Source organism: Komagataeibacter europaeus, assembly GCF_002173515.1.
GTDB lineage: Bacteria > Pseudomonadota > Alphaproteobacteria > Acetobacterales > Acetobacteraceae > Komagataeibacter > Komagataeibacter europaeus.
This window is the reverse complement of sequence record NZ_CP021467.1, coordinates 2017355-2041561: the sequence shown is the minus strand read 5'-3', so window position 1 is coordinate 2041561 and position 24207 is coordinate 2017355. Positions and strand designations below refer to the sequence as shown.

At 61.8% G+C, this 24207-nt stretch carries 17 protein-coding genes; 14 read left to right on the top strand and 3 right to left on the bottom strand.

Features of this window, described 5'->3' with window-relative positions:
* Nucleotides 1–302: 302 nt before the first annotated feature.
* The 13 genes from S101446_RS09385 to S101446_RS09325 all read left to right on the top strand — a co-directional run bounded on the left by S101446_RS09385 (nt 303) and on the right by S101446_RS09325 (nt 19820).
* Nucleotides 303–1601, top strand: a complete 1299-nt coding sequence (locus S101446_RS09385) for a nucleotide sugar dehydrogenase (protein ID WP_087608232.1) — start codon at nt 303–305, stop codon at nt 1599–1601.
* 82 nt (nt 1602–1683) lie between these two features.
* Complete coding sequence (locus S101446_RS09380; protein WP_157684844.1) at nt 1684–4377, top strand: hypothetical protein; 2694 nt, start codon at nt 1684–1686, stop codon at nt 4375–4377.
* A 31-nt stretch (nt 4378–4408) separates the two neighbouring features.
* Complete coding sequence (locus S101446_RS09375) at nt 4409–6115, top strand: asparagine synthetase B family protein (protein WP_244184142.1); 1707 nt, start codon at nt 4409–4411, stop codon at nt 6113–6115.
* Nucleotides 6112–8709, top strand: a complete 2598-nt coding sequence (locus S101446_RS09370) for a glycosyltransferase (protein ID WP_087608229.1) — start codon at nt 6112–6114, stop codon at nt 8707–8709. Before S101446_RS09375 ends, S101446_RS09370 begins: the two co-directional genes overlap by 4 nt.
* Nucleotides 8706–10034: a UDP-glucose dehydrogenase family protein gene (locus tag S101446_RS09365; protein WP_087608228.1), complete on the top strand. Its 1329-nt coding sequence runs from the start codon at nt 8706–8708 to the stop codon at nt 10032–10034. Before S101446_RS09370 ends, S101446_RS09365 begins: the two co-directional genes overlap by 4 nt.
* A gap of 62 nt (nt 10035–10096) precedes the next feature.
* The gene (locus S101446_RS09360; RefSeq protein WP_244184140.1) at nt 10097–10966 is read left to right on the top strand and encodes an ABC transporter permease; all 870 of its coding nucleotides are present in this window, start codon (nt 10097–10099) and stop codon (nt 10964–10966) included.
* Nucleotides 10963–11634: an ABC transporter ATP-binding protein gene (locus tag S101446_RS09355; RefSeq protein ID WP_087608227.1), complete on the top strand. Its 672-nt coding sequence runs from the start codon at nt 10963–10965 to the stop codon at nt 11632–11634. The genes S101446_RS09360 and S101446_RS09355 overlap by 4 nt, the downstream gene beginning before the upstream one ends.
* The gene (locus S101446_RS09350) at nt 11627–12868 is read left to right on the top strand and encodes a hypothetical protein (protein WP_087608226.1); all 1242 of its coding nucleotides are present in this window, start codon (nt 11627–11629) and stop codon (nt 12866–12868) included. Before S101446_RS09355 ends, S101446_RS09350 begins: the two co-directional genes overlap by 8 nt.
* An 84-nt stretch (nt 12869–12952) precedes the next feature.
* Nucleotides 12953–13960 carry an NAD-dependent epimerase gene (locus S101446_RS09345; RefSeq protein WP_019091705.1) on the top strand — a complete coding sequence of 336 codons (1008 nt, stop codon included), beginning with the start codon at nt 12953–12955 and terminating at the stop codon, nt 13958–13960.
* Nucleotides 13951–15990, top strand: a complete 2040-nt coding sequence (locus tag S101446_RS09340; RefSeq protein ID WP_087608225.1) for a glycosyltransferase — start codon at nt 13951–13953, stop codon at nt 15988–15990. The genes S101446_RS09345 and S101446_RS09340 overlap by 10 nt, the downstream gene beginning before the upstream one ends.
* Entirely contained in the window at nt 15980–17068 is a 1089-nt protein-coding gene (locus S101446_RS09335; RefSeq protein ID WP_235450298.1) for a polysaccharide biosynthesis/export family protein, read from the top strand. The genes S101446_RS09340 and S101446_RS09335 overlap by 11 nt, the downstream gene beginning before the upstream one ends.
* A gap of 115 nt (nt 17069–17183) precedes the next feature.
* A complete protein-coding gene (locus S101446_RS09330; RefSeq protein ID WP_087608224.1) occupies nt 17184–18467 on the top strand; it encodes a glycoside hydrolase family 28 protein in 1284 nt (427 codons plus the stop codon).
* A gap of 60 nt (nt 18468–18527) precedes the next feature.
* Nucleotides 18528–19820, top strand: a complete 1293-nt coding sequence (locus S101446_RS09325) for a hypothetical protein (RefSeq protein WP_244184608.1) — start codon at nt 18528–18530, stop codon at nt 19818–19820.
* Between the two features lie 218 nt (nt 19821–20038).
* Here S101446_RS09325 and S101446_RS09320 read toward each other — a convergent pair whose 3' ends face one another.
* From S101446_RS09320 to S101446_RS09310, 3 genes are all read right to left on the bottom strand, one after another.
* Nucleotides 20039–20245 (bottom strand): hypothetical protein, encoded by a 207-nt coding sequence (locus S101446_RS09320; RefSeq protein ID WP_244184139.1) that lies wholly within the window; start codon nt 20243–20245, stop codon nt 20039–20041.
* A 66-nt stretch (nt 20246–20311) separates the two neighbouring features.
* Entirely contained in the window at nt 20312–21721 is a 1410-nt protein-coding gene (locus S101446_RS09315; protein ID WP_087608222.1) for an amidohydrolase family protein, read from the bottom strand.
* 87 nt (nt 21722–21808) lie between these two features.
* Complete coding sequence (locus S101446_RS09310) at nt 21809–22138, bottom strand: hypothetical protein (protein ID WP_010508085.1); 330 nt, start codon at nt 22136–22138, stop codon at nt 21809–21811.
* 430 nt (nt 22139–22568) lie between these two features.
* Between S101446_RS09310 and eat the strand changes: the two genes are divergently transcribed.
* Nucleotides 22569–23966, top strand: a complete 1398-nt coding sequence (eat, locus tag S101446_RS09305; protein WP_208620505.1) for an ethanolamine permease — start codon at nt 22569–22571, stop codon at nt 23964–23966.
* Nucleotides 23967–24207: the final 241 nt, after the last annotated feature.

Genomic DNA, 24207 nt, shown 5'->3' with positions numbered 1-24207 from the left:
ATTACCAAATTTGTGGTAAATAATCACAAAAAACATAAATTCTTTGTATAGTATAGAAATATATAGGTCTATATTCCTATCTTCTGTGTAAATTTGGATAACTGAAACCAGAAAAATGTTTAATTTGACCCATTGACGGATAGGTAAATGATTCGTTAATAATGCAGAATTAATGGAATAAATGATATAATTCCAGTACACACCAAAGTATTTATAACGAAGGCATATGGTGATGGTCCGTTGCTACGCATGAACTGGTTGTATTCATATGGGATGCGATAGTGGGAGTCGTTACTCCTGACATGTCTCTTCGGGGGGAGCGCATAGCGGTTATCGGCATGGGTTATGTCGGGTTGCCGCTTGCTGTCGCATTTACCAATCAGGGTGCTGCCGTCACCGGATTTGATACTAGCAAGAAACGATTGAACGAATTGCGGTCCGGGCGGGATTCCGGTCAGGAATTCACGCCCCAGATACTGTCCGTCATCCATATTGATTATACAGATGACACGGAAGCGCTTGCGGCCTGCGACGTGTTCATCGTGTGCGTGCCGACGCCGCTGGATGCCGAGGGCCGGCCGGATCTGTCCGATCTTGAAGCCGCCTGCCAGTCCGTTGGCGCTGCCCTGCGCGCAGGTGCGCTTGTTGTTTATGAATCCACGGTTTTTCCCGGTGTAACCGAAGACATATGCATTCCGATACTGGAAAAACGATCCGGCCTGAAGGCGGGGCAGGACTTCATGGTCGCTTACAGTCCGGAGCGGATCAACCCGGGTGATCGGAAGCACTGCCTCAGGACGGTCACGAAGGTTGTTGCCGGCCATACGCCCGCCGCCCTGGCGCGGGCCAGCCGCCTGTATGGCAGCATCGTGGATGCGGGGGTCTACGCGGCACCGACGATCCGTGTGGCAGAGGCCACCAAGCTGGCTGAAAACGTGCAACGCGACGTCAACATCGCGCTCATGAACGAAATGGCGCGCATCTTTGGCGCGCTGGGGCTGGATGCAACGAACGTTTTCCAGGCTGCACGGACAAAATGGAATTTCCATCCCTACCTGCCCGGTCTTGTCGGTGGGCACTGCATTGGGGTTGACCCCATGTACCTTGCCTACTGCGCCCGGCAGACAGGGATCGAGCCCTCGCTTGTGCTCACTGCGCGCAATGTCAACGACAGCATGCCGGGATTCATTGCGCAGCAATGCGTTGACCGTCTTGTGCGGCAGCACGGACCGGGTGGGCAGCGCGGACGGCGCGTGACCGTACTGGGTGTCACGTTCAAGGAAAACCTGCCCGATATCCGCAATACCCCTGCACGCGCACTGATCCAGAAATTGCAGGCGTTCGGCATTGTTCCACAGGTCGTGGACCCATGGGCCGAACCGGAAGATGTCGTGACGCAGCTGGGGGTGCCGCTATGCCCGGATGACGGTATCGAACCTTCGGACGGCGTCATACTGGCCGTCGCGCATGATGAATTCGTAACGGGGGGATGGCAATTCGTTGACCGCTGCCTGGGGGGAGTGGGGAAGGTCGTCATCGACGTCAAGGCCGTTCTTGATCCGGAAGACATGCCGCCGGAAATCGATTTCTTCCGCCTTTGACGAAGAAACGTCCCCGGTCCCGGGTTCCCGCGGGGCGCCGGTCTTTTGTTTTAACAGATGATGCACGAACTGGAACGGATACATGCTGAAAGATAATGAAGTCGGTTCACCTGTTATGGAAAAGCCGGCGCAGGCTGAAGTGCATGAAGTAACCGTCACCCCCCTGGGGACCTGCCGCATCGCGGAACCGCTGTACATCGCCTCCAAGCATTGCGAAATGCAGCGCAACATGACGCGCGTGTACGGCTATGTGCATACCACCAAGGAAATTCTTCAGCTTATCGAATGCATGGAAGGGCAGAACCTTCCCGATGAGATGGTGCCGCTTATCGCGTCCGAGCGCTATGAAGCCGACACGGTACGGACGCCGTCCGATGTGTATTTCGTGGAAATTTCATCCATAAAGGAAATACATTACAAGAATTTTCTGCTTCAGCTGAACTGCGTCAACCGGGTTTTTGAAGATCACAAGGATATCCAGGAGATCTTCTTCAAGCACCGTCGCGTCAAGGAAATTCCCGAGCGTCGGCAGCTGCTGGAACAGATCCCCGCATTCCATACGCTTTCCCCCTTGCTGAAAAGCATCATGCTCGAAGGCTACGTGCATTTCACGAAGCAGGAGGAAGTCGCCGCGGACATGCAGCGTATTGCCAGCCGGCTTGGCAATAACGTGGTGTTTGTCAGCCATATCAACGTGCCCGGCGACAACGGGGAACTGATCGCCTCGCGCAACCGGCTGTGTGGCTGGATACGGGCCGAATGTCAGACCCATGGCTATAACTACTTTGATCCGACCCCACTGGTCACGTCCCATGGCCTGAAGAACGCGCTGGCGAAGCAGGGCGAGGATAACAAGCATTACGCCACTAACTTCAAGGATGTGCTGGGCACCTATCTGTACGAAAACTATGTCGTTCCCCTGACCACGCCAGGAGCCGCGCGCCCGATCATGACGGCGGCGATGGCGCAGGCATCCGGCACGGCACAGCCCGCGCCAGCCGCCAGCACCACGCCCGAAAGCGGGCAGGCCCCGTCGGCAATGCCGACCCCGGTCGTCAATCCCGAGGACATGCGCATCGACGCGATCCTGGCCGATGCCCGCGCCATGGTGAAACGTGGCGAAGCCGATGAGGCCGAAGCCATGCTGCGTGGCGCCTCCATCGACCATCCGGCCAATGCCGAGGTTTTTGCCCAGCTTGGCACCATCGCTTACCACCGGGGCGACAGCATTTCCGGTCTGGCCAGTCTGCGCCACGCCCTTGACCTGAATCCGAAACTGGTCGAACCCAAGATCCTGCTGGTGCGCATCGCCCAGCGCCTGAACCGGCTGGAAGAAGCCTGTTCGCTCGCGCTTGAACTGGTGACCGAGGCGCCCGACGAACCCAAGGCCCTGACCGCCGCGGCCAAGGCGTTCGTGAAATCCCGCCGCTTCCAGGAAGCCGCGGCGATCTGGAAACGGCTGGCGGTCTTGCAGCCCGCCCAGTCCATGCCCCTGACCGAAGCGGCCCGGGCCGAACTGAAGGGCCGCAACTTCGAAGCCGCCATCCAGGATGCCGATGGCGCCCTGCAGCGTGACAGTGGGGATGTCTCCGCCCTTGTCATCAAGGCAATGGCGCTCCAGCGGCTGAAGCGCATGAAGCAGCTGGCGGAAGTCGCCGTCCAGATTGCCGCGATCGATCCCGGCGCCGCGATGGGAACGGTGCCGACGCTGGTGGATGCCGGCCATCTGGAAGACGCGGCGGACGTGCTGGCGCGCATTCGCCTCAAGGGACACCCGGCGGCTGATGACGCCGTGCTGCAGGCGGGGCTGGTGCGCTCGCTCATTCGCCGTGCGCGGCTGGCCGTCGAACAGAATAACGACGTAAGCGCCGCCGCCGCGTGGAACGGTGTCCTGAAAATCGATCCCGAAAACCGCAACGCCCATTCGGGTATCCGCAAGATCGTCTCGCCGATCGTGCGCGAAACACGTCGCCTTGTCTCCCTTGGTGAAACGGATCAGGCCATTGCCCTGTGCCGGCGTGGCCTGTCCTTTGACCATGCGAACATGCCCCTGCAACGCGTGCTGGCCAAGGCGCTGGAAGTCAGGCAGACATGGGAAGAATCAGCGGATGCATGGGAACATTACGCCCATCTGACCAATCCGGCTGACGGACCTTCGCTGCTGCGTGCCGCCCGTAACGCGGCGCGGGCGCAGAACTGGTCGCGTTCGCTGCAGCTGTTCGGGCAGCTTCCCCCTGACGAGAAGGCGGTTGTCGGCACCAAGATCGAATCCCTGACGCGCAAGCTGGTCAAGGAACTCCGCAACGACTTCAATTCCGGCGCGGTGGCGGAAGCCGTGTCCAAGGCGGACATCGTGCTGAGCATCGACCCGCAGAATGAAAAGGCACACCGTTTTCTGGGCAAGGCCGTTTCCGCGTACCGTCGCATCATGAAAGATGCCGTGCAGGCGGACGACCTTGAGCGGCAGGAAGAATTCGGACGCAAGATCCTGGCCCTCGCGCCCAACCGTGTCGATGCGCTCAAGGTACTTTCGCGTGTCTATCGTATCAAGCGCCAGTGGCGTGACGCCATCGAGGTCCAGAACCATCTGACGCAGCAGGAACCGGACCGGGCGACCCACTGGCGCCGTCTGGCCAGTTTCTGCCGTTCGGGCAAGAATTACGACCTGGGCGTGCCGGCTGCCCTCAAGGCGGTGGAACTGGAACCTGACAATACCCGCAGCATCGAATTCCTGAGTGATATCCTGAACCGGCAGGCTCAGGCAGCGACGGCGTAAGGCACCGGGAATGGGCGCTCTTGCTGGATGGATGGGGAATACCAGGGCATCGCCCTCTGTCGTATCGATGATACGGCAGAGTGGCGCGGGCCTGGCCTATCGTGTTACGCCAGGCAGCGCCATGTCGGGGGTCATCGTGTCGGCCGATGGGCATGCCGCCTGCATGGGCGGTCCTGTCCACGTGCAGCGGCATGGTGTCATCATGCTGTTTGACGGCAGGCTTGATAACCTGACCGAACTGCGTCGCGAACTCGCCTGCCCGGCGGGGGCGGATACGGGCGCCGTGCTGCTGGCTGGCTGGGAACGCCATGGTCATGCCCTGTTCGCGCGCCTGCAGGGGCCCTTTGCACTCGCCATTCATGACGAGGCCACGCAGAGCCTGACATGCGCGCGTGACCAGCATGGCCAGCGCCCGCTTTATTATGCCGCCCATGACGGGACATTCGTCTTTGCTTCCGATGTCCGCACATTGCAGGCATGGCCCCACGTGGAAGGGCGCATCAACCTTGATGCCCTGGCCTATGTTTTCTCCCTTGGGTGCGCGCCACCGGAATTTGGCCTGCATGCAGGCATAAGCCGCCTGCTGCCCGGCCACATGCTGACTGTAGGCAGCAACCTGAAGCTTCACACGGTCCCATGGACCATGCCGGCCCCGGAAGACATGGCCATGGCCCGCCCGCCACAGGCGGGAACGGATGCCACCCTGTCACGACTGCTGGGCGATGCGGTCACCACCGGTACCGGTGGCGCGCGCGCGCTCCTTATGGGGGGAGGAGACGGGGAAGCGGACAGGGGATATGGCCTGCTACGGGATCTGGGGCCACAGGTTCCCCCGCTCCATCCCGTCCAGAATATCCTGGATCAGGATGACGACGTCATTATCGAGCGTCTGCGGGCGCTGCAACGTATTGCCGGTGAACCGCTTGTCTCCCTCCTGCCGGGACATCCGGCCCTGTTCCCGCAATATTCGGAGGAGACGGTGCTGGTCTCGTCCGCAGGTGGCGCGGAACTGCTGGGCAGCGCGCCGCGCTATGACGTGTTCATGCGTGATGTCGTGCGCCTGCGAGAGGAAGGGCGACCGCCCGTATGGTGGAAAACATCGTTCTATGATGTCATGCCCTTCGTGCGCGACCTGTTCCAGCACTGTCATGGCGGCCTGACGGAAGCCGAACGCATGACGGTCGTCGGCCCCGCAATGACCCATACCCTGCTTTTTGCCGTGCCTGACGCGCTTGGCCCGGAACTGGAGACGGTGGATACGCCTGACCTGCGCCGCGCGGCAGCGGACATGGACCTGCGCATAAGCCTGCCGGGCAGCGACCTGCTGGTGCTGGACTGCGTGGCCGCCCTTGACGACCGCGAGGCGGTAGCCCCTTTCCTGGACCCGGCTGTTATCCGGCACCGTGGCGCGTTCGCCGCACAGCAAGGCGGTCCCGCGCCACGCGGCAGGGGCCATGCCGGCCTGCCCCGCCATTACGTGCGCGAACTGACCGAACGTCTGATCGGTTCGTACATGCGTGACCTCCTGACAGGTTCGGCGTGCCGTCAGCGCGGCCTGTTCAGCACGGCACAGGTCGAGCGCCACCTCCGTCACACTTCGCACCGTTCCGCGCGCAGCATCCGTATCCTGTGGACAATGTTCTGCGCCGAACTGTGGTATCAGGATACGATCGACACGCCACCTGCCTTCCGCAAGGAAGCACCCGTAACCCCGGCCGTCATGGCGGGGTACGCATGAGCGATTCCATCATCTCGCTGGTTCCGCCACCGTCAGGGAAGGCCCTGACGCGTGCGGACCTTGGCCTGATTGTCGAGGATGCTCGCCGTCTGGTCCGTTCGGGACAGTTCCAGGTGGTGGTCAGCATGCTGGAACCCCTGCAGGAAGAAGCGGAAGTTACGCGCGAAATGAAATCCCTGCTGGCGCAGGCTTACGAAGGGGTGGGGGAAAAGCACAAGGCGCGCCTGCTGTGGCTGGAAGTGGAACGGGCGGGAACCCCGGCGGAAGGCAATGGCCGCCACCTGTGGAAACTGGGTAACGGCGCGCTGGAACGCGGCGACTATGGTGAAGCCGAGCGCCTGTTCACAAGCTTCCTGCAGGTCTGTCCGGGTGATCTTGCCGCAGCCGAACGCCTGCTGGAAGCGCGCATGAACCGGGCCGATGGCAGGGCCCTGCGGCGCGTTTATGCCGAACATCTGGATGCGTGGCCCGAGACGGCCAATTCCGCCGCCTGTCTGGCCGCCCACGTCCTGCGTCATGACACCAAGGCCGAAGCCCTGAAGGTGCTGGCCCATGCCGAAACGCTGTGGGAGGGCAGCCTGCCCGCCGCCCTGCGCATTGCCCAGATTTTCCAGGGCGTGAATGAACCCGAGCGCGCGCTGGCGGTTCAGGACCGGGCGGCCGCGCTGTACGGCAACAACATCGCACTGTTGCGCAGCCGGTTCAGAACCCGCCAGATCATGGGCGCGCCCAAGGATGAACTGCTCAAGGCGATCGATCACCTGATCTCGCTCGAGCCGGACATTGCGCGCTATCATGTCATGCGCGCGCGGCTGTGCGCCAACTTCAAGGACTGGGCCGGGGCCGCGAAGGCATGGGAAATATCCCTGCGGCTGGATGACACCAAGCTGGCGTACTGGCGCGGGCTGATCAATGCGCTGGGCAAGCTGGAACGCAATGCCGCCATTGACGCGCTGATTGCCAAGGCCCGTCAGCATTTCCGTTCAGGCGGGGCCGAAGGGCTGGTTGACCTGTCCATTCTTGAAACCTCCATTGGTGAGCACAAGCGCGCCGTGAAGCTGGCGGTCAGCGCCATGTCCAATCCCCGCATGCGCATGCGCGCGCGGGAAGCGGCGTCGGCCGCCCTGCTGGCCGCGGGGGATTACGTGCGGGCGTGGAGTTTCCTGTCCGGCGGGCTGGAGGATGGCACGGCCAGCATCGAGACCGAACGCATGGCGGCACGCTGCTCGGCCTCCCTTCTTCAGCCGGCGGCCACCAGCGGGCGTCGCCGGTTTCCCGATGCGCTGTTTGAACGCGCGCTGCTGCACCCGCCCGCGCGTACGCTGATCGAGCCGGGTGATGCGGTCATGCTGGTCACGTCGTCGCTTGGCGCGGGTGGGGCGGAACGGCAGGTCGCCTATTCGGCCGGGGGCGTTGCCAGACTGCGCGCCGAAGCCGGTCGTGGGCCGACATGGCTGGTCGCGCAGGACATGGCCGCCGAGCGCGGGCGCGCCGTGATGATGCCGGTTGCCGCCAATGAACACCTCCAGATCGAGGATCTCGGCCCGATCGATCAGGCCGCGTGCTTTCGCAAGATCGCGGCGGAGGATGTCGGGGCACGCGAGGCGCTGCGTATCATCGCGGCAATGCCCACGCGCATATCGCGCGATGTCATCAAGCTGTATGACTGTTTTCGCCGTCATAAGCCCGGGCTGGTGCATCTGTGGCAGGACGGCGTCATTTCCACCGGCTCGGTCGCTGCCGTGCTGGCGGGCGTGCCGCGTATTGTCTGTTCCACGCGCAATGTCGTGGCGCAGGAGACGGACCGGCGGCGCTACCGCTCCTATCTCGCCACGATGTACCGCTGCCTGGCCCAGCGTTCCGATGTGCGCCTGACCGCCAATTCCGGCGTGGGCGCGGAAGATTATGAAAAGTGGCTGGGACTGGAGCCGGGGTCGATCGCCGTGATCCGCAACGGGGTGGAAACCGCGTCCGTGCAGAAGCGCGGCAACCCCGAAGCACGCGCCATGGTGCGCGAACGCCTCGGGCTGGGACCGGACAACCTGCTCATGGGCGGTACGTTCCGCCTTGCCCCCGCCAAGCGGCCGCACCTGTGGCTGTCGGTGGCTGAAATCGTGGCGGCACAGGTGCCGGAGGCCCGTTTCACCATTGTGGGCGACGGCGTGCTGCGCGCGGAACTTGAACAGTGGATCGCAGCCCACGGCCTTGCCGACCGCGTGACGCTGGCGGGCCGGCAGAGCCCGGTCGAGCCATGGATCGCGGCCATGGATGTCATGCTGCTGGCCAGCGAGGTCGAGGGCCTGCCCAACGTATTGCTGGAGGCCCAGACACTGGGCGTTCCCGTTGTCACGACGGATGCCGGTGGCTCGCGCGAAGCGGTGATCCAGGACATTACCGGGTATCTGGTCCAGGACGACAAGGCCGAGAACCTTGCCGCCGCGATCATCAGGGTCATGCAGGACCGCACGTTTCGTCTCAAGGCCCGGACTGGTGCGCCAGCCTTCATTGAGCAGAGATTCGGCCTTCAGCGGATGCTGGGGGATACGATGTCACTTTACGATACAGGTTTTCCGTTACAAGGGAGAGTAGGATGAAAATTGCTGTGATTGGGGCCGGTTATGTCGGCCTTGTAACCGGTGCGTGTTTTGCGGATTTCGGGCATGAGGTCCGCTGCATCGATACGGACCCACGCAAGATCGAATCCCTGCGCAATGGCGGCGTGCCGATTTATGAGCCGGGTCTGGCTGAACTGATCGCCAACAACGTCGCGGCCGACCGCCTCAAGTTCGACATGGACCTGGGGTGGGGCGTGCGCGACGCCGATGCGGTGTTCATTGCCGTGGGCACGCCCTCCCGTCGTGGCGATGGCCATGCGGACCTGAGCTATGTCTATCAGGTGGCGAAGGATATCGCGGCGGAACTGCAGGGCTATACCGTCGTGGTGACAAAATCCACGGTGCCGGTCGGCACGGGTGATGAAGTCGAGCGCCTGATCCGCGAAACGCGGCCCGATGCGGATTTCACGGTGGCGTCCAATCCGGAATTCCTACGTGAAGGGGCCGCCATCGGTGACTTCAAGCGGCCCGATCGCATCGTGATCGGCACGACCGATCCCCGTGCGCGTGAAGTCATGTCGGAAGTCTACCGTCCGCTGTTCCTCAATCAGGCCCCCATCCTGTTTACAGACCGCCGCACGTCCGAACTGACCAAATACGCGGCCAATGCCTTCCTTGCCACCAAGATCACGTTCATCAACGAAATCGCCGATCTGTGCGAGGAAGCCGGCGCCAACGTGCAGGACGTCGCGCGTGGCATGGGGCTGGACAACCGTATCGGTTCCAAGTTCCTGCATGCGGGCCCCGGCTTTGGCGGATCGTGTTTCCCCAAGGATGTCAGCGCACTCATCAAGACCGGCCAGGATTATGGCGCGCCCGGACGCATTATCGAGGCGGTGGCGAATGTCAACGACCAGCGCAAGCGCGCCATGGGCCGCAAGATCATCCAGGCGGCGGGTGGCGATATCCGTGGCAAGACGGTTGCGCTGCTGGGCCTGACCTTCAAGCCCAACACGGATGACATGCGTGATGCACCGTCCATTGCCATCACGCGTGCGCTCAAGGATGCGGGCGCGAACATCCGTGCCTTTGATCCGGTCGGCATGGAACAGGCGCGCAAGGTGATCGACGAAGGCGTCGTGTTCTGCAAGGACCCGTACGAAACCGTAGCCGGCGCGGATGTCGTGACGGTGGTGACGGAATGGGACGTTTTCCGTGCGCTCGACCTGACCAGGGTGCGTGGCCTGATGAAAAGAGCGATCCTTGTGGACCTGCGTAATGTCTACAATCCCACGGACGTCATCAAGGCGGGCTTTACCTATACGGGTGTTGGCCGTGGCCAGGTGAAGACGAGCGCGGCCTGATGCTTCAGGCGCCAGCCCGGCCTGGCGCCTGACCCATGGGTGCACCAAGTGGTTGACGGAGAATGACTGACATGAATGGCAGCGTGGGAAACACGGCGGGGAATGGCGCGTTCGTCCCCCCCGTGCCAACCGGGGGCGGTACGCAGGCAGACAACTGGGTCATGCCTGCCCTCACGCGCCATTACCGCGTTATTGGCGCGCTGATCCTGCGTACCGCGCAGACGCGTTTCGGGCATACCAGCGTGGGTTACCTGTGGGCGCTGATCGAACCGATCGCCCATGTTGCCGTCATGTCCGTTGTCTATTGGGCCATCAACCGCCAGGACCCGGTGGGGGGCAATGTCCTTCTGTTTTTCGTAACCGGGGTGCTGCCGTTCTTCCTGTTCCAGAAAACGGCGCTGCATGTTGGCGCGGCACTTCGTTCCAACCAGATGCTCCTGCGCTTTCCGCTGATACACGCGCTGGATATCGTGACATCGCGGGGACTGCTTGAAGGCGTTACGTGGCTTGCGGTATCCGTGCTGATCCTGGGGGGGATGATCATGGGCGACTATGCCCCCGTGCCCGAGTATCCGATGGAATGCGTTGGCGCCATCATCCTGATCTTCACGATGGGAATGGGCGTTGGGCTGATCAATGCCGTACTGGGCAAGATGTGGCGTTCGTGGGTGATGCTGTACCCGATCATCACGCGCCCGCTATACCACTTTTCCGCCATTTTCTTCTTTATCGACCGGGTGCCCGTTGACCTGCGTCGGTGGTTGCTGTGGAACCCGATGCTGCATGGCGTGGCGCTGTTCCGCGCGGGGTATCTGTCCGATTATGATACAATCTACATGAGTCCACTCTATCTTTCGCAATGGGCCATCGGGTCCGTGGTGGTTGGCCTGTGCCTGCAGCGCATCACGCGCAAGCGGATCATATCCGCATGATCGCCATGTCGGATGTCACCAAATCCTATCGTGGGCGGGCGGCGGACAATCCGGTCCTGTCGCACCTGAACGCGGTGTTTGACGGCAGTGAGGATCTCGGAATCCTTGGCGGCAACGGGTCGGGCAAGAGTACGCTCATCCGTCTGCTGGCTGGCATGGATTACCCCGATAGCGGGGAGATCATCCGCAGTCCCGACATGCGGGTTTCCTATCCGCTGTCTTATAGCGGCTTCTTCCACCCCCACATGTCCGGTCGTGACAATGTGCGCTTCATCGCGCGGCTGTACGGGGCCGATGAAAACGAATGCATCCGCTTCGTGCGCGAGTTCGCCGAGATCGGGCGCAGTTTCGACATGCCGCTCGGCTTCTGTTCAAGCAGCGTGAAATCGCGCATCGCGTTCGCGATGTCGCTGGCCATCCGTTTTGACATCTATCTTGTCGATGAGGTCAGCGCCGTGGGCGACGTCGCGTTCAAGCGTCGCTGCATGGCCGCGTTTGCCGAACGCCGCAAGCACGCGAAAATCATCATGGTCTCCCAGGCGGTGACCACCATCCGACGCATGTGCACGCGCGGCGCCGTACTCGTGGATGGTCAGCTATCGTGGCATGAGACAATGGCCGATGCCATCAATGAATTTGAAAACCAGCTTGGGATAATCCATGTCTGACACGTCATCTGCGGGCACGTCCCAAACTGTCGAGACCCGGGCCAAGGCGCCAGCGGTCTCCTCCTCATCCTCCAGCCGCGCGGCCATCGGGTTACCTGCTTTCCCGCTGGAACTGCCGCGCCGTTCCTCCGGGCTGCTGGTTTTTGTCCTTATGGTCATACTGCCGACGTTCATCGCGTTCGTGTATTATGACCTGCTGGCCGCCCCCCAGTACCAGACGCAGGCGACATTCGCCATTCGCAGCACCTCAGATCATTACGGAAGTGAAACTGGCGGTGGCGCGGGCATATTCGGGCCACCGACCGGCCCGGTTTCGGCCACGCAGTCGTACGGGCTGCTCAGTTACCTCAATTCTGCGCCCGCCATTGAGGATCTGACCCAGACGGGCGTGAACGTGCGCGGCATGCTGTCCTCGTCACGGGCCGATTTCCTCAGCAGGCTTTCATCCCACGCAAAGATCGAAGATGTCGTGGCGGACTGGCGCAAGAAAGTACGCCTGCAGTATGATGTGACCAAGGGCATCATCACGCTCAATACATACGCCTTTACGGCCAATGATTCCTACACGCTGGCCGATGGCGTGCTGCAGCTGAGCGAACGCATGGCCAACACCATTTCGCAGCGCGTGCAGCAGGATGCGGTGAAATATGCCGAAGAAAGCCTGAAGGAAACCGAAAAAAACCTGACGGAAACCCGCAACCGGCTGGCGGATTTCCGCGCCAGGACGGGCGTTGTTGACGCGGAACGGTCCAACCAGAGCGAGATCAACATGGAGCAGGCCCTGCGCCAGGCGCTGTTTGCCGCGCAAAGCCAGGCCGATGACCTGCGTCGTTCCGGGGGCATGAACAGCCCGGCGCTGGCGTCACTGCAGCAGAAGATCACCACCATCAAGAGCCAGATCAGTGAAATCCACCAGCGCGTCAGTGGCGGTTCGGCCGACCATGCCGCGGCCCCGACCGAAGGCTGGGCTTCGGTCATGGATACCAACACCCTTCTGCTTGACCAGATGAAGGAAGCCCAGACCCATTATGACGAAGCCCGCAATACATTGCGTGAGCTGCGTCAGAACGCCGTCAAGCAGAACGCGTACGTGCTGATCTATGTCCGGCCGGTAAAGGCGGGCGAGGCGACATTCCCCCGTTATCTGCTCTCCCCGCTTACCGTCACGGGCTGCGCGTTCATCGCATGGGCCATTTCGCTTCTGCTGTTCTACGCGCTGCGTGATTCCCGTTAAGGGAACGCGTGGACATCGTCGTGTCCCGTCAGGACAAAACAGGGGTGGCTTACCCCGAGCCACCGGAATTTTCTGGAGTATATAATGCGTATTCTTGTTACCGGTACGGCCGGATTCATTGGTTTTCATGTTGCCCAGCGTCTGCTGCGTGATGGCCATGAGGTGACCGGCATAGATGGCATGACCGCCTATTACGACGTGACGCTCAAGCAGAAGCGCCATGCGATGCTGCGGGAATTCGAGAAGTTCACCTGCAATGAATTCATGCTGGAAGATGCGCAGGCCATGGAAAACGCCTTTACGGCGTGCCAGCCTGAACTGGTCATCCACCTCGCTGCACAGGCGGGGGTACGGTACAGCATTGAAAACCCGGGCACCTATATCAGCGCCAACCTTGTCGGCACCTATAACGTGCTGGAGCAGGTCAAGCAGCACAAGACGCCCCATCTCATGATGGCGTCAACGTCGTCCGTCTATGGGGCGAACAAGGAGATGCCCTTCTCCGAATCCCAGCGTTGCGACCATCCGCTCAGCCTGTACGCCGCCACCAAGAAGGCGACAGAGGAACTGGCGCATTCCTATTCCTATATCTGGAAGCTGCCGATTACCGCTTTCCGCTTCTTCACGGTGTATGGCCCGTGGGGGCGGCCGGACATGGCGTTGTTCAAGTTCACTGCCAACACGCTCGCGGGCAAGCCGATCGATGTCTACAACAACGGCAACATGGAACGCGATTTCACCTATATCGACGATCTGGTGGAAGCGATCTGCCTGCTTTCCAAAAAGCCGCCGCTCAAGGCGGGTGAAAGCGATCCCGGCGCCAGTCCCGTCGCGCCGTACCGGGTGGTCAATATCGGCAACAGTCAGCCGGTCAGCCTGATGGCGTTCATCGAGGCGATCGAAAAGGCGCTGGGCAAGCCGTGTGTCCGCAACTACATGCCCATGCAGCCCGGTGACGTGCCGCGTACCTGGGCCGACTGCTCGGCCCTGCAGGCGCTGACCGGTTTCCGCCCGGCGACCCCCGTGCAGACCGGTGTGGATGCCTTCGTGGCGTGGTACAGGGATTACTACAAGGTCCCCGCGTGCCCCTGATACACGAGGAGCCAGCGGATACCCTATCAGGCCATCGGGCATCCAGCCCCGATGGCAATGGCTCGACACAGCCCATGCATCCCGACCGCGGCACGCGTGAAATGGCGGAAGCCATGTTCGCGCGGCATGTGCGCCTGCGTACATTCGCGGACGGCGTGCGGGAAATGGACAGCCTTGCCGCCCGCTTTCCCGCCCATGAGCGTTTTCACCTCCTGGCCATGCGTCTGCGTGACCGGAGCGAAGGGCGCCCGGCGGCGCTGGCGGGCTGGACCAGGCTTGCGGAGCAGTTTCCCCATTGTGGCGAAGCCTTCGTGATTGTCGTGCGTACCGTGCTGCGCATGACGGGACGCGACGCGGCCCGTGCAATCATCGAGGCCCGCTTTCCCGACGGTGCGCCCGCCATGCCGGATCTTGGCATGTGGGCGCGGGCGTGGGAGGAAGTGGGGGAACACGCGCGTGTCGATGCGGCGCTTTCCGCGCTGCTGGAAAATGATTCCACATCTGTCGGCGTTGGCAGCCTGCATGCCGGGCTGCTCCGGCGGCGTGGCGATCTGCCCGCGGCGCAGGCCGTGCTGGAACGCCTGCCGCATGCCTCGACCGATGAGACGCCCGCCGCGCAGGATGACGCCGTGGCAAATCAGCTCGCCGTCCTGCGCCGTGACCGGAAGCTGCTGGCACGGCGGGGACTGGGCGACATGGCCGCGCGTAACATGCATCAGGCCGTGCTGCACGACTGTCTCGTCTCGGCTATTGCCCGGCGCGGAACGCCCCCTGCCATGCGGGGGCGGGTCGGCCGGGTGATCATGTTCAATGGCTCGCTGGGTGCCGGGGGCGCGGAACGGCAGCTGGTCAATACCGCCGTGGGCCTGACGCGCGCCGCGCGCGCGGGCGAGGGCATTGGTCATTACCACCTTGATGGTCCGGTGGAAGTCGCCTGCCGGGCGCTGGATGACCGGCCGCATGGGGATTTTTTCCTGTCCGACCTGACATCCGCGCACATACCCGTTGACTGTTACGGCCAGATCCCTGCTGACGTGGCGCGCAGCGACGCGGCCGTGGCGGGGATAAGGGATGTCCTGCACCTGCTGCCCGCCCCGGTTGACGGCGCCACGGCGCGGGTGGCCACCTGGCTGCGCCAGCGCAGGCCACAGGTCGTGCATCTGTGGCAGGATGGCATGGTGCTGGCGGCAGGACTGGGCGCGGTGCTGGCGGGGGTGCCGCGCATCATCCTTTCGGTGCGCAGCGCCCCCCCGCCCGACCGTCCCGAACGCGACCGCCCCGAATATCAAATGCTTTATCAGACCCTGCTTTCCGCGCCGGGTATCGTGCTGACCGCCAATTCCCGCTTTGCCGCGCGGCGTTACGCCACATGGCTGGGCATTGATGAAGCGCGTGTGCGCGTCATCTATAACGGCGTGCGGCCGCTGGCTGATACGCCGCGCGGTGACAGCGCGGTCTTCATGGCGGATTTCGATGCCCAGGTGCCGGCCACGCGCACCATCGGCACGGTCATGCGCCTTGATGACAACAAGCGCCCGCTGCTGTGGCTTGACTGCGCGGCGCGCATGCTGGCGCAGCGGCCGGATCTGCGCTTCATCATGGTGGGCGATGGCCCGCTGGCGAAGCAGTGCCATGCTCATGCACGCAGGCTGGGCATTGCGGATCGTGTCCTTTTTACCGGCAGGCGGCCCGATGTCGGGTTCTGGCTCCGGCATTTTGATGTTTTCGTGCTGCTTTCGCGGTGGGAAGGACTGCCCAACGTGCTGATCGAAGCACAGGCGGCGGGCATTCCGGTCGTGACGACACCTGCCGGTGGCGCGGCCGAAACACTGATTGATGGCGTAACCGGCATTGTGCTGCCCGATGCCATTTCCCCTGATATCCATGCGGTAAGCGCCGCTGTCCTTTCTTTATTATCTGAATCAGTCACATCCGTTGCCACGATCGCCCGTGATGCCCGGCGGGTGGCTACTGAACGTTTCTCGCTCCTGACCATGCTGGGGAAAACGATGGAGGCCTATGTTGAATAAGGTTTGCTGCACCGCGATCATCGGATTGATGATGATGCCGTTGCTGAGCGGATGCGCTGGCTCCGGATCGCATGATACGCCCAGTGCGAAGGCGATTACGCATCCATCTTCCGTCAACTCCGTGGCGAATTACAATGTTGTTGACATTACGGCGAACAACCTGGCGCAAAATGTTGTTCCCGAGCAGGTGACGCCCGTCTCCCTCACCCCTGTCACGGTACCGGATGTGCCGATCCTGGCGGGGGATACGTTGCGCATTACGGTGTACGAACGCAGCGATGGCGGCACGTTCGCCCCCATTTCCATTGGCGGGTCCGTATTCCCTTCGGTCATGGTCGATAATAATGGCAGCATTACGCTGCCGTATGTGGGTTCACTCAAGGTTGCACATTCCAGCCTGGCCAGCGCGGCAACCATGATCCGCAACGCGCTGGTACACCAGCAGCTTGCCGTTGGACCGCAGGTCGAGATTGAATTCGTGACGACACCCGGCCATTCGGTCGTGGTGGCGGGTGACGTGAAAACGCCGGGGCGCGTGCCCACCATCGGTGGCAAGATCGACGTGCTTGACGCCATTTCCCGCAGCGGCGGCCCCGCACAGATCAGCAATGCCACCGATATCGTGGTCCACCGCGCGGATGGACAGTCGGTCGAACTGCCTTATACGCAGCTTCTGCTCTCGCCGCTTGAAGTGACGGATGGCGACCAGATTCTGGCCCTGGCCAATGCCCGTCGCTTCGTGGCGATGGGGGCCGTGCTCAAGCCCGGGCAGATCGACATGACCGCGCGCCGCACCAGCCTGCTTGACGCACTGGGCATGGCTGGCGGGCTGGATGACATGCAGGCCGACCGGACCCATGTGTTCGTCTTCCGGCTGACCAACCCCGACACCAATCCACGGCCCACGGTGTACAGGTTCAACATGTCCCGGGGGGAATCCCTCTTCCTGGCGCGGATGTTCCCTATCCAGCCCAACGATGGCATAGTGGTCAGCCATTCCGGTCTGCATGATTTCGAGAAATTCACGACACCCTTCCTGCAGGTCCTGACCATGATGCGCTTCATGCATCCGATCTGATGGATCTGAAGCAGGGGGAAGGGGGCCAGGCGGACCGGGCGAACGGTTACGATACCGGACCGGCGCGTGGCCTCTTCCCTGCTTCGACAATCTTACTGTGTTAAGGAAAATATTGATGGCAGCCTGGAACATCCTTTCCCCATGCAGGGCGCGCGGACCTGTCGCGGCGGTTGCAGTCGGGCTTGTGGCGACAGGACTGTGCTGTGTCACGGCAAGGGCGGAAAGTACGGTCTGCCGGCCGGAAAGTTTCGGGGCCACGCATGACGGCATGCATGATGACGGGCCGGCCATCACCCATGCGCTTGAGGAATGTGCCGGCAAGGGCATGGTCCAGCTTTCCACCGGCACATACCTTTCCGGTGCGCTTGTCGTGCCGTCGCATACGACCCTGTCGATTGAAAAGGGGGCGACATTGCGCTCCGCCCTTGTTCCCGGCGCGGGCACACCGCCCGTGGCCTTCCTTTATGGCAAGGAGGCAGGGGACATCACGCTGCAGGGTGCCGGTACGATTGATGGCGCGGGAGAGGCATGGTGGGCGATTGCCCGGCAGGCCCGCAGCCGGCACGAAAAAATGCCGCCCCGCCCGCGCCTGATTGCGTTTTCACATGTTGACGACCTGCATGTAAGCAACCTGACGCTGCGCAATGCACCGACCTTCCACCTGCTGATGACGGATGTCAGCAACGTGGTGGTGGATGGCATTACCATAAGCTCCCCCGCTGACTCACCCAATACGGATGGTATTGATCCCGCCGGGCGCAACATCACCATCCGCAATGTCGTCATTGACAACGGGGACGACAACATCGCCATCAAGTCCGGCCATCGCGACCCGCAGCACCCCGATGCCGCGACGGAAAACGTGGTGATTGAAAACTGCAAGTTCCTGCATGGTCACGGACTGTCCATTGGCAGCGAAACCACGGGCGGCGTGCGGCATGTCCGCGCCAGCCACCTGCAGTTCCAGCATACGACCAACGGCCTGCGCATCAAGACGGACCGCGCGCATGGGGGCGAGGTCTCGGATATCGTCTATGACGGCGTCACCATGGAAGACGTGCGCGAACCCATCATCCTGACCGATTATTATCCCAAGATCCCGCGTGAAGACCCGGCGAATGATGATCGGGCCGTGGGAAGGGACGGGGCGTCGCCGCGCATTCATGATGTCACGATCCAGAACGTGACAGGTTCGGGCGGCCTGATGCTGGGCTATGCCGTGGGCCTGCCGGACCTGCCCATAAAAAAGGTGGTTCTGCGCCATGTGCTGCTTGAAGCGGTCAAGCCGATGGAAGTACGCAACGCCGACCTGACGTTCGAGGATACCCGTCTTCATACAAAAAAAGGCAGCCCGCTCCTGCAGGAAAGCAACGTTACCATTTCCGGCTCACCTGAATAGGGCATGAGTCGCATGGATCAGTATGGTCGGTCCCGGGCTTCCGGCATCTGTCGTGTCGTGATGGTTGCTGCTGCGCTCATGGGTGTGGCCGGGATCGTGCCCGGGGCACATGCGCGCGCCGCTGATCCGGTGACTTTCCTTGCCGCGGTCCGGGACGGCGCCGCCCGGTTCAGCAGGCAGTCCTGCCCCGTTGTGCAACCTGATGCACGGGGCATTGTCCGCCATGATCCGTATCCCCATGACTTCGGCGGGGAGGCGGGGGATACGCAGGGCGGCCTTGGCTTCCCCCTGTTTAAGGTGACGGACGGGGGGGATGACAGTGTACATCCCGCGCCGGGCACGTTGCGCCATGCGTTGAATGATGCGCAGGCCGCGGGGGGCGGGTGGATTGTTTTCAGTCACGACCTGGACGGCCGGGTTATCGTGCCGCAGGCGACATTCCGCCTGCCTTCGAACATAACCCTTGATGGTGGGTGTGGGCAGGTAACCCTCGAGGCACGCGCACGCCTTACGGACCTTACCGTTACCGATTCAACCAATATCATCATACGGGGGCTGACGCTGACCAAGCAGCCCTATGTCGACAAGACTGACAAAACCGGCGATGCCATCGGCCTGACGGGTTTTTTTGACCGGGTCGCGATCGTGCATAATGACTTTCGCCGCTGTGGGGATGGCTGTGTCGACATCGTGCGCAAGGGCCGTATCAACGCGGCATCCCATGCCACGGTCGCCTTCAATCATTTTCAGGCGCATAACAAGGTCATGCTGATCGGCACGCTGACCTGCTACATCACCCCCGACGCGCCTGGCTGCACGGACCCGCTTGCCCATCTGGATGAGGACGCCATGCGCCCATGGGTCAGGGTCAGCATAACCGGCAATTATTTTGAATCGACATCACAGCGTCACCCGAAGGTCGTGTCCAATGCCTATGTGCAGTCGGTGGACAACGTGATCGTGCTGAAACCAACCCTGTACCCGGATGGGAAGCCAAGCGCGAGCTACGGCGTGGCGGCCGCGACAGGTGGGGTTGTGGACGCACGTGGCGACATGATCGTGAATCAGGAACCGGATACGAAACTGGGTGTGGGTTCCATTACCCTGACCCGGCGGATAGGCGGTTCGACACGGGAAGCCGATGGCGCGGTGAATATCGATGACCTGCACCTTTATGGGCCCCTGCTGGCGGAGCCGTTCCGGGCGGAACTGGCGCGGCAGATGCATGGCGCATCCGTGCCGACGCCCCCTGCCTCCATGCGCCCGGAGGTGCTGGCGGCCTGCGTGATGGGGCTGGCAGGGGCAGCGGGTGGTGGCAACCAGTGGCCACGTGACTGCGGTGCGTCGAAATAACACAGGGCCAGATGATATGCCCTGCAAATCATAAAAAAGCTTCACCAAGAACTTCTTTATGATTGCTGAATGTTTTCCGGGCCACCTTTTCAAACAGTCTCTAAAAAGAACGCCGCCTTTTTGAAAAGGCGGCATCCGGAAACTGCTATTTCATTTACCAGTGAACTGCCTGCGAACAGTTTCTGATGTCGCATGCGGCTTACTGTCACGCTCTGGGTTCAGGGGACTCCCATGAATTCGTCGCCCAGATAATCGGGTGGCCCGCCGTTCAGTCCCTCCGCCTCGAAACCGTCATCATACGGCCCGGAATAGAACCCCATGCCGTAATTATGTTCGTTCCAGTCATTATTGGCGATCATCGGCCCATCCGGCCCCGATAATTGCGGGCCGCTTGGCCCGGCGCAGGCGGCAAGGGCAGCTGCCATCCCGATCAGGGGAAGCAGTTTACGGAGGGGATTGCGCGTATTTTTTCCGGTCATATCGGCTTTCTGTCACTTGGGCCGGGCTGTCGGCCTGTCCTGTCCCGCCAGTGGGCCGGGTACCTGATGCCCACGGTGCCAGACCTGCTGGATATGATCCAGTGCCGCCGGGTCCTGGTCTGGGTTGCCGGATACCACCAGCAGGTCCGCCAGTTGCCCGGGTGCGATCGTGCCCCGGTCCGTAAGCTGCATGAGGTGGGCGGCATCCCCCGTCGCCAGCGTAATGGCCTGTAGCGGGGTCAGTCCCGCCATGACCGACAGCCGGAATTCCCGGTGTTCGGCAAAACCGGGAATGCGGGTTGGCGTCGCACCCGAATCCGTGCCGAACCCGATGGGGATGCCCGCGTGGTACAGCGTCAGCAGATTGCGCATGTTCATCGCCAGCGCCTTGCGCGATGCGGCGGTCAGGGGGGCTGCCAGAACCTTCTGCCGCCATGCCGGGTCAGCGAACTGCTGGCGCAGGGCAGGCGACAGCCCGTATGACAGGAAGGGATCATCCAGCCATTCGGGGTGTTCGGCAAAGATGTAGTTCGCTTCGTCAAGGTCCAGCGTTGCGATATAACCCGTGCCCTGCTGTGTCATGGCATGGATCAGGGTCGCGTCAACCGGTCTGTCACGTACGCCGTGGGCCAGGATATCGACGCCGGCGGCCACCAGCGCCCGGGCATCGGACAGGTCATGGATATGGGCGGCCACGCGCTTGCCGCGCAGGTGGGCCTGTGTAATGGCGGCGCGGTATATTTCGGGCCGCATCTTGGGCAGGCCATGCGCGCCGGGCACGCCGTTGCGGAAATCATCGACCCACAGCTTGATCAGATCCGTGCCTTCATCCGCCATCCTGTTGACCGCAGCGCGGGCTTCATCTGGGGTGGTGGGCCGAAAAACCTGATCCGCGCCAAGATGGAACATGTTCTGCGGTGGCACGCCATCGGGTGCGCCAATGCCCTGGTCCACGCCAAACAGGTCGGCGCCGGGGTTGAGACCCGCATGCTGCTCGCGCCGCAGATCGTCAAACAGGGGTGAACGGTTCAGGCCCAGTGCAACAATGGTCAGCACGCCATAATGTTCGTACTGCGACAGTTCGGACAGGATATTGGCGCGGGTGTAATTGACTTCCCCATTCTGCGTGCCGCTGACCTGTCCCACATGGCTGTGGTCGGAAATCAGTCCCGGCAGCACGGTCTGGCCCGACAGGTCAATGGTGCGCGCATGGGCCGCGGACGGCAGGTTGTGGCCGGTTGCCGCGATATGTCCGTCGCGGATCAGGATATCCGTATCCGGCTGTGGTGCGCTGCCCGTGCCATCAATAACGGTGGCATGGCGCAGCAGCACCGGCCTGTCCGGCCGGGCATGGGCCATGCCGTGGGCCAGCAGAACCCCCGTCATGAAGGTCAGCAGGGCAGGGCGGCGGTAACGGGACATGGCGGGATCTCCATCCAGCAGGGTGGAGCAGTGTGGAACGCGTGCGGACCCGCGTCCATTCACATCTGGGCGGGCCGCGCGTAAATCCTAACGCGGCAGGCGCGTCGCCCCGCCTTCGATCAGGTCGGTGAATGCATCGGTCACGTCACCGCTTTCGGGAAAGCAGACAAGGACATCATCGCTTTCCGCCTTGGCTTCGCGGGCGGGCGTGATCACGCTGTCCCAATCGCCTGACAGTGAGGCCACGGTGCCGATTTCCGGTTCCAAAAACTGCCATGACCCGCCCTTGACCGTTGATCCCATGACGGTTGTCAGCAGGAATATGCAGGCCTGCGGGGGCAGGGGCGAAGGTACGCGCCGGAACTGATAGATCGTGCCGGATTTTCCAAATAGCGTGAAAGAAGTCCACGGTTCCATAGGGCTGTTCCCTCCTTGGGTGATGGTTGCACTATGCCATGTTTCGTGGTGCCGGGGGGATAGTGACGTGTCGCCCATCAGCCATGCGGGCCATGTCGTGCCGGGCACCTTGCCCGCGGTACAATGAGCGCCTGATTTTTCCGTCGCATAAAGGCCCCCCCGTTCCGTGGTGCAGTCCATGCAATCGCGCTGCCAGCAGGGGCGGGAATTCCCTTGTCATTCACGGGTGGTGCGGCGCGCATGGCCACAGGATGGAGGCTGCGGGAAATAAAGACGTTTTTCGCGGTCAAGAAAATGTTTTACGGGGTCAAGAATGTTGTCGGCGGAGCGGTCTATCGTGGTGATGGAAGCCAGTCCGAACTTCGTGTTAAGCGGGGGCAGTTACCATGCGTGTTTCCTGTACAGGCCATCATAAATTCTGTTGTGGACAATGACCCGACCCATCGTGACTGCCACCACTTCCCTCACGCCACGGCATGATGCACGCAGCCCCGCGCCTGTACTCCAGCGCCGGTTCGGGGTCTTTCACCTATGGGGCATTGCCGTAGGGCTGGTGATTTCGGGGGAATATTTCGGGTGGAGCTATGGCTGGGCCGCGGCAGGCACGCTGGGCTTCCTTGTCACCACGTTCATGGTTGCGCTGATGTATGCGGCGCTGATTTTTTCCTATACCGAACTGACCACTTCCATACCGAAGGCAGGCGGCCCATTTGCGTATGTGCTGGCGGCTTTCGGGCCCGTGCCGGCGTTCCTTACGGGCTTTGCCTCGATCATGGAATTCGTATTTGCGCCCCCGGCCATCGCGCTGGCGATCGGGGCCTACCTGCATGTGCAATATCCCCATGTCAGTGCATCGGCCGCCGCGACGGGGGCCTATGTGGTGTTCATGGCGCTTAATATATTCGGGGTGAATATTGCGGCCACATTCGAACTGGTCATTACCATAGCCGCCATTGTCGAACTTCTGGTCTTCATGGTTGTGGTGATGCCCGGTTTTTCATGGGCGAATTTCGTCCATGATGGCTGGGCCGGGTCCGATACGTTCAGCCTGCATGCCGTGGGTGGCATTCTTGCGGCTGTTCCCTTCGCCATATGGTTTTTCCTTGCGATTGAAGGAGTGGCCATGACAGCGGAAGAAGCGCGCAGCCCGCACCGGACCATTCCCGTGGCCTATATCGCCGGAATCATTACCCTGATGGTTCTGGCATTCGGCATCATGATTCTTGCGGGGGGCGTGGGTGACTGGAAAGCCCTGGCCAACCTGAACGACCCGCTGCCACAGGCCATGCTGGCCGTGGTCGGTCCCCGCAGTGGTTATGTCCATATGCTGGTATGGCTTGGGCTGTTCGGTCTTGTGGCGTCTTTCCATGGGATCATCATGGGATATTCGCGCCAGATCTATGCCATGGCGCGGGAAGGCTACCTGCCTGCGGTGCTGGGACGACTGCACCCCCGGTTCGGAACGCCGTGGGCCGCGACACTGGCCGGCGGGGTCGTGGGGATGATGGCCATTTACGGTGACCGGTATGTTACCATCGGCGGCCAACCGCTGACCGCCAATATCGTTACCATATCGGTATTCGGTGCGCTGACCATGTACCTGTTCGCCATGGCCAGCCTGTTCCGGTTGCGCCGCAGCCAGCCAGATCGGGTGCGGCCATGGTCCGTGCCCGGTTATCCTGTCGTGCCGGGGTTTGCCTTTGTTGCCGCATTGTGCGCGCTGGTGGGCATGGCTGTCAGCCATCTGGCCATTTTCGGTGTCTATGTTGTGTTCATGGCTGCGGGCCTTGCGGTTTATCTGTTCAGCCGCAGGTTATCCGGCACCTGACGGGATTGCCCTGACCGGAAGGCACTGCGCCGGAGACGCCTGCTGGTGTTGCATGGGGTCTGGCTGCATGAATATGACTGTATTATTTTCCATAATCAGTCATGATTTGGCGTTCAAGTCTGGTGACGGGGCAGATATATTATAAAACACGTATCCATGCGGAATTCCGCGCCTGCGGCATTCCCATGCACGGATGTCAACAGTATTTCTTGTCAGGTGAATTCAGATCAGCATATAAATT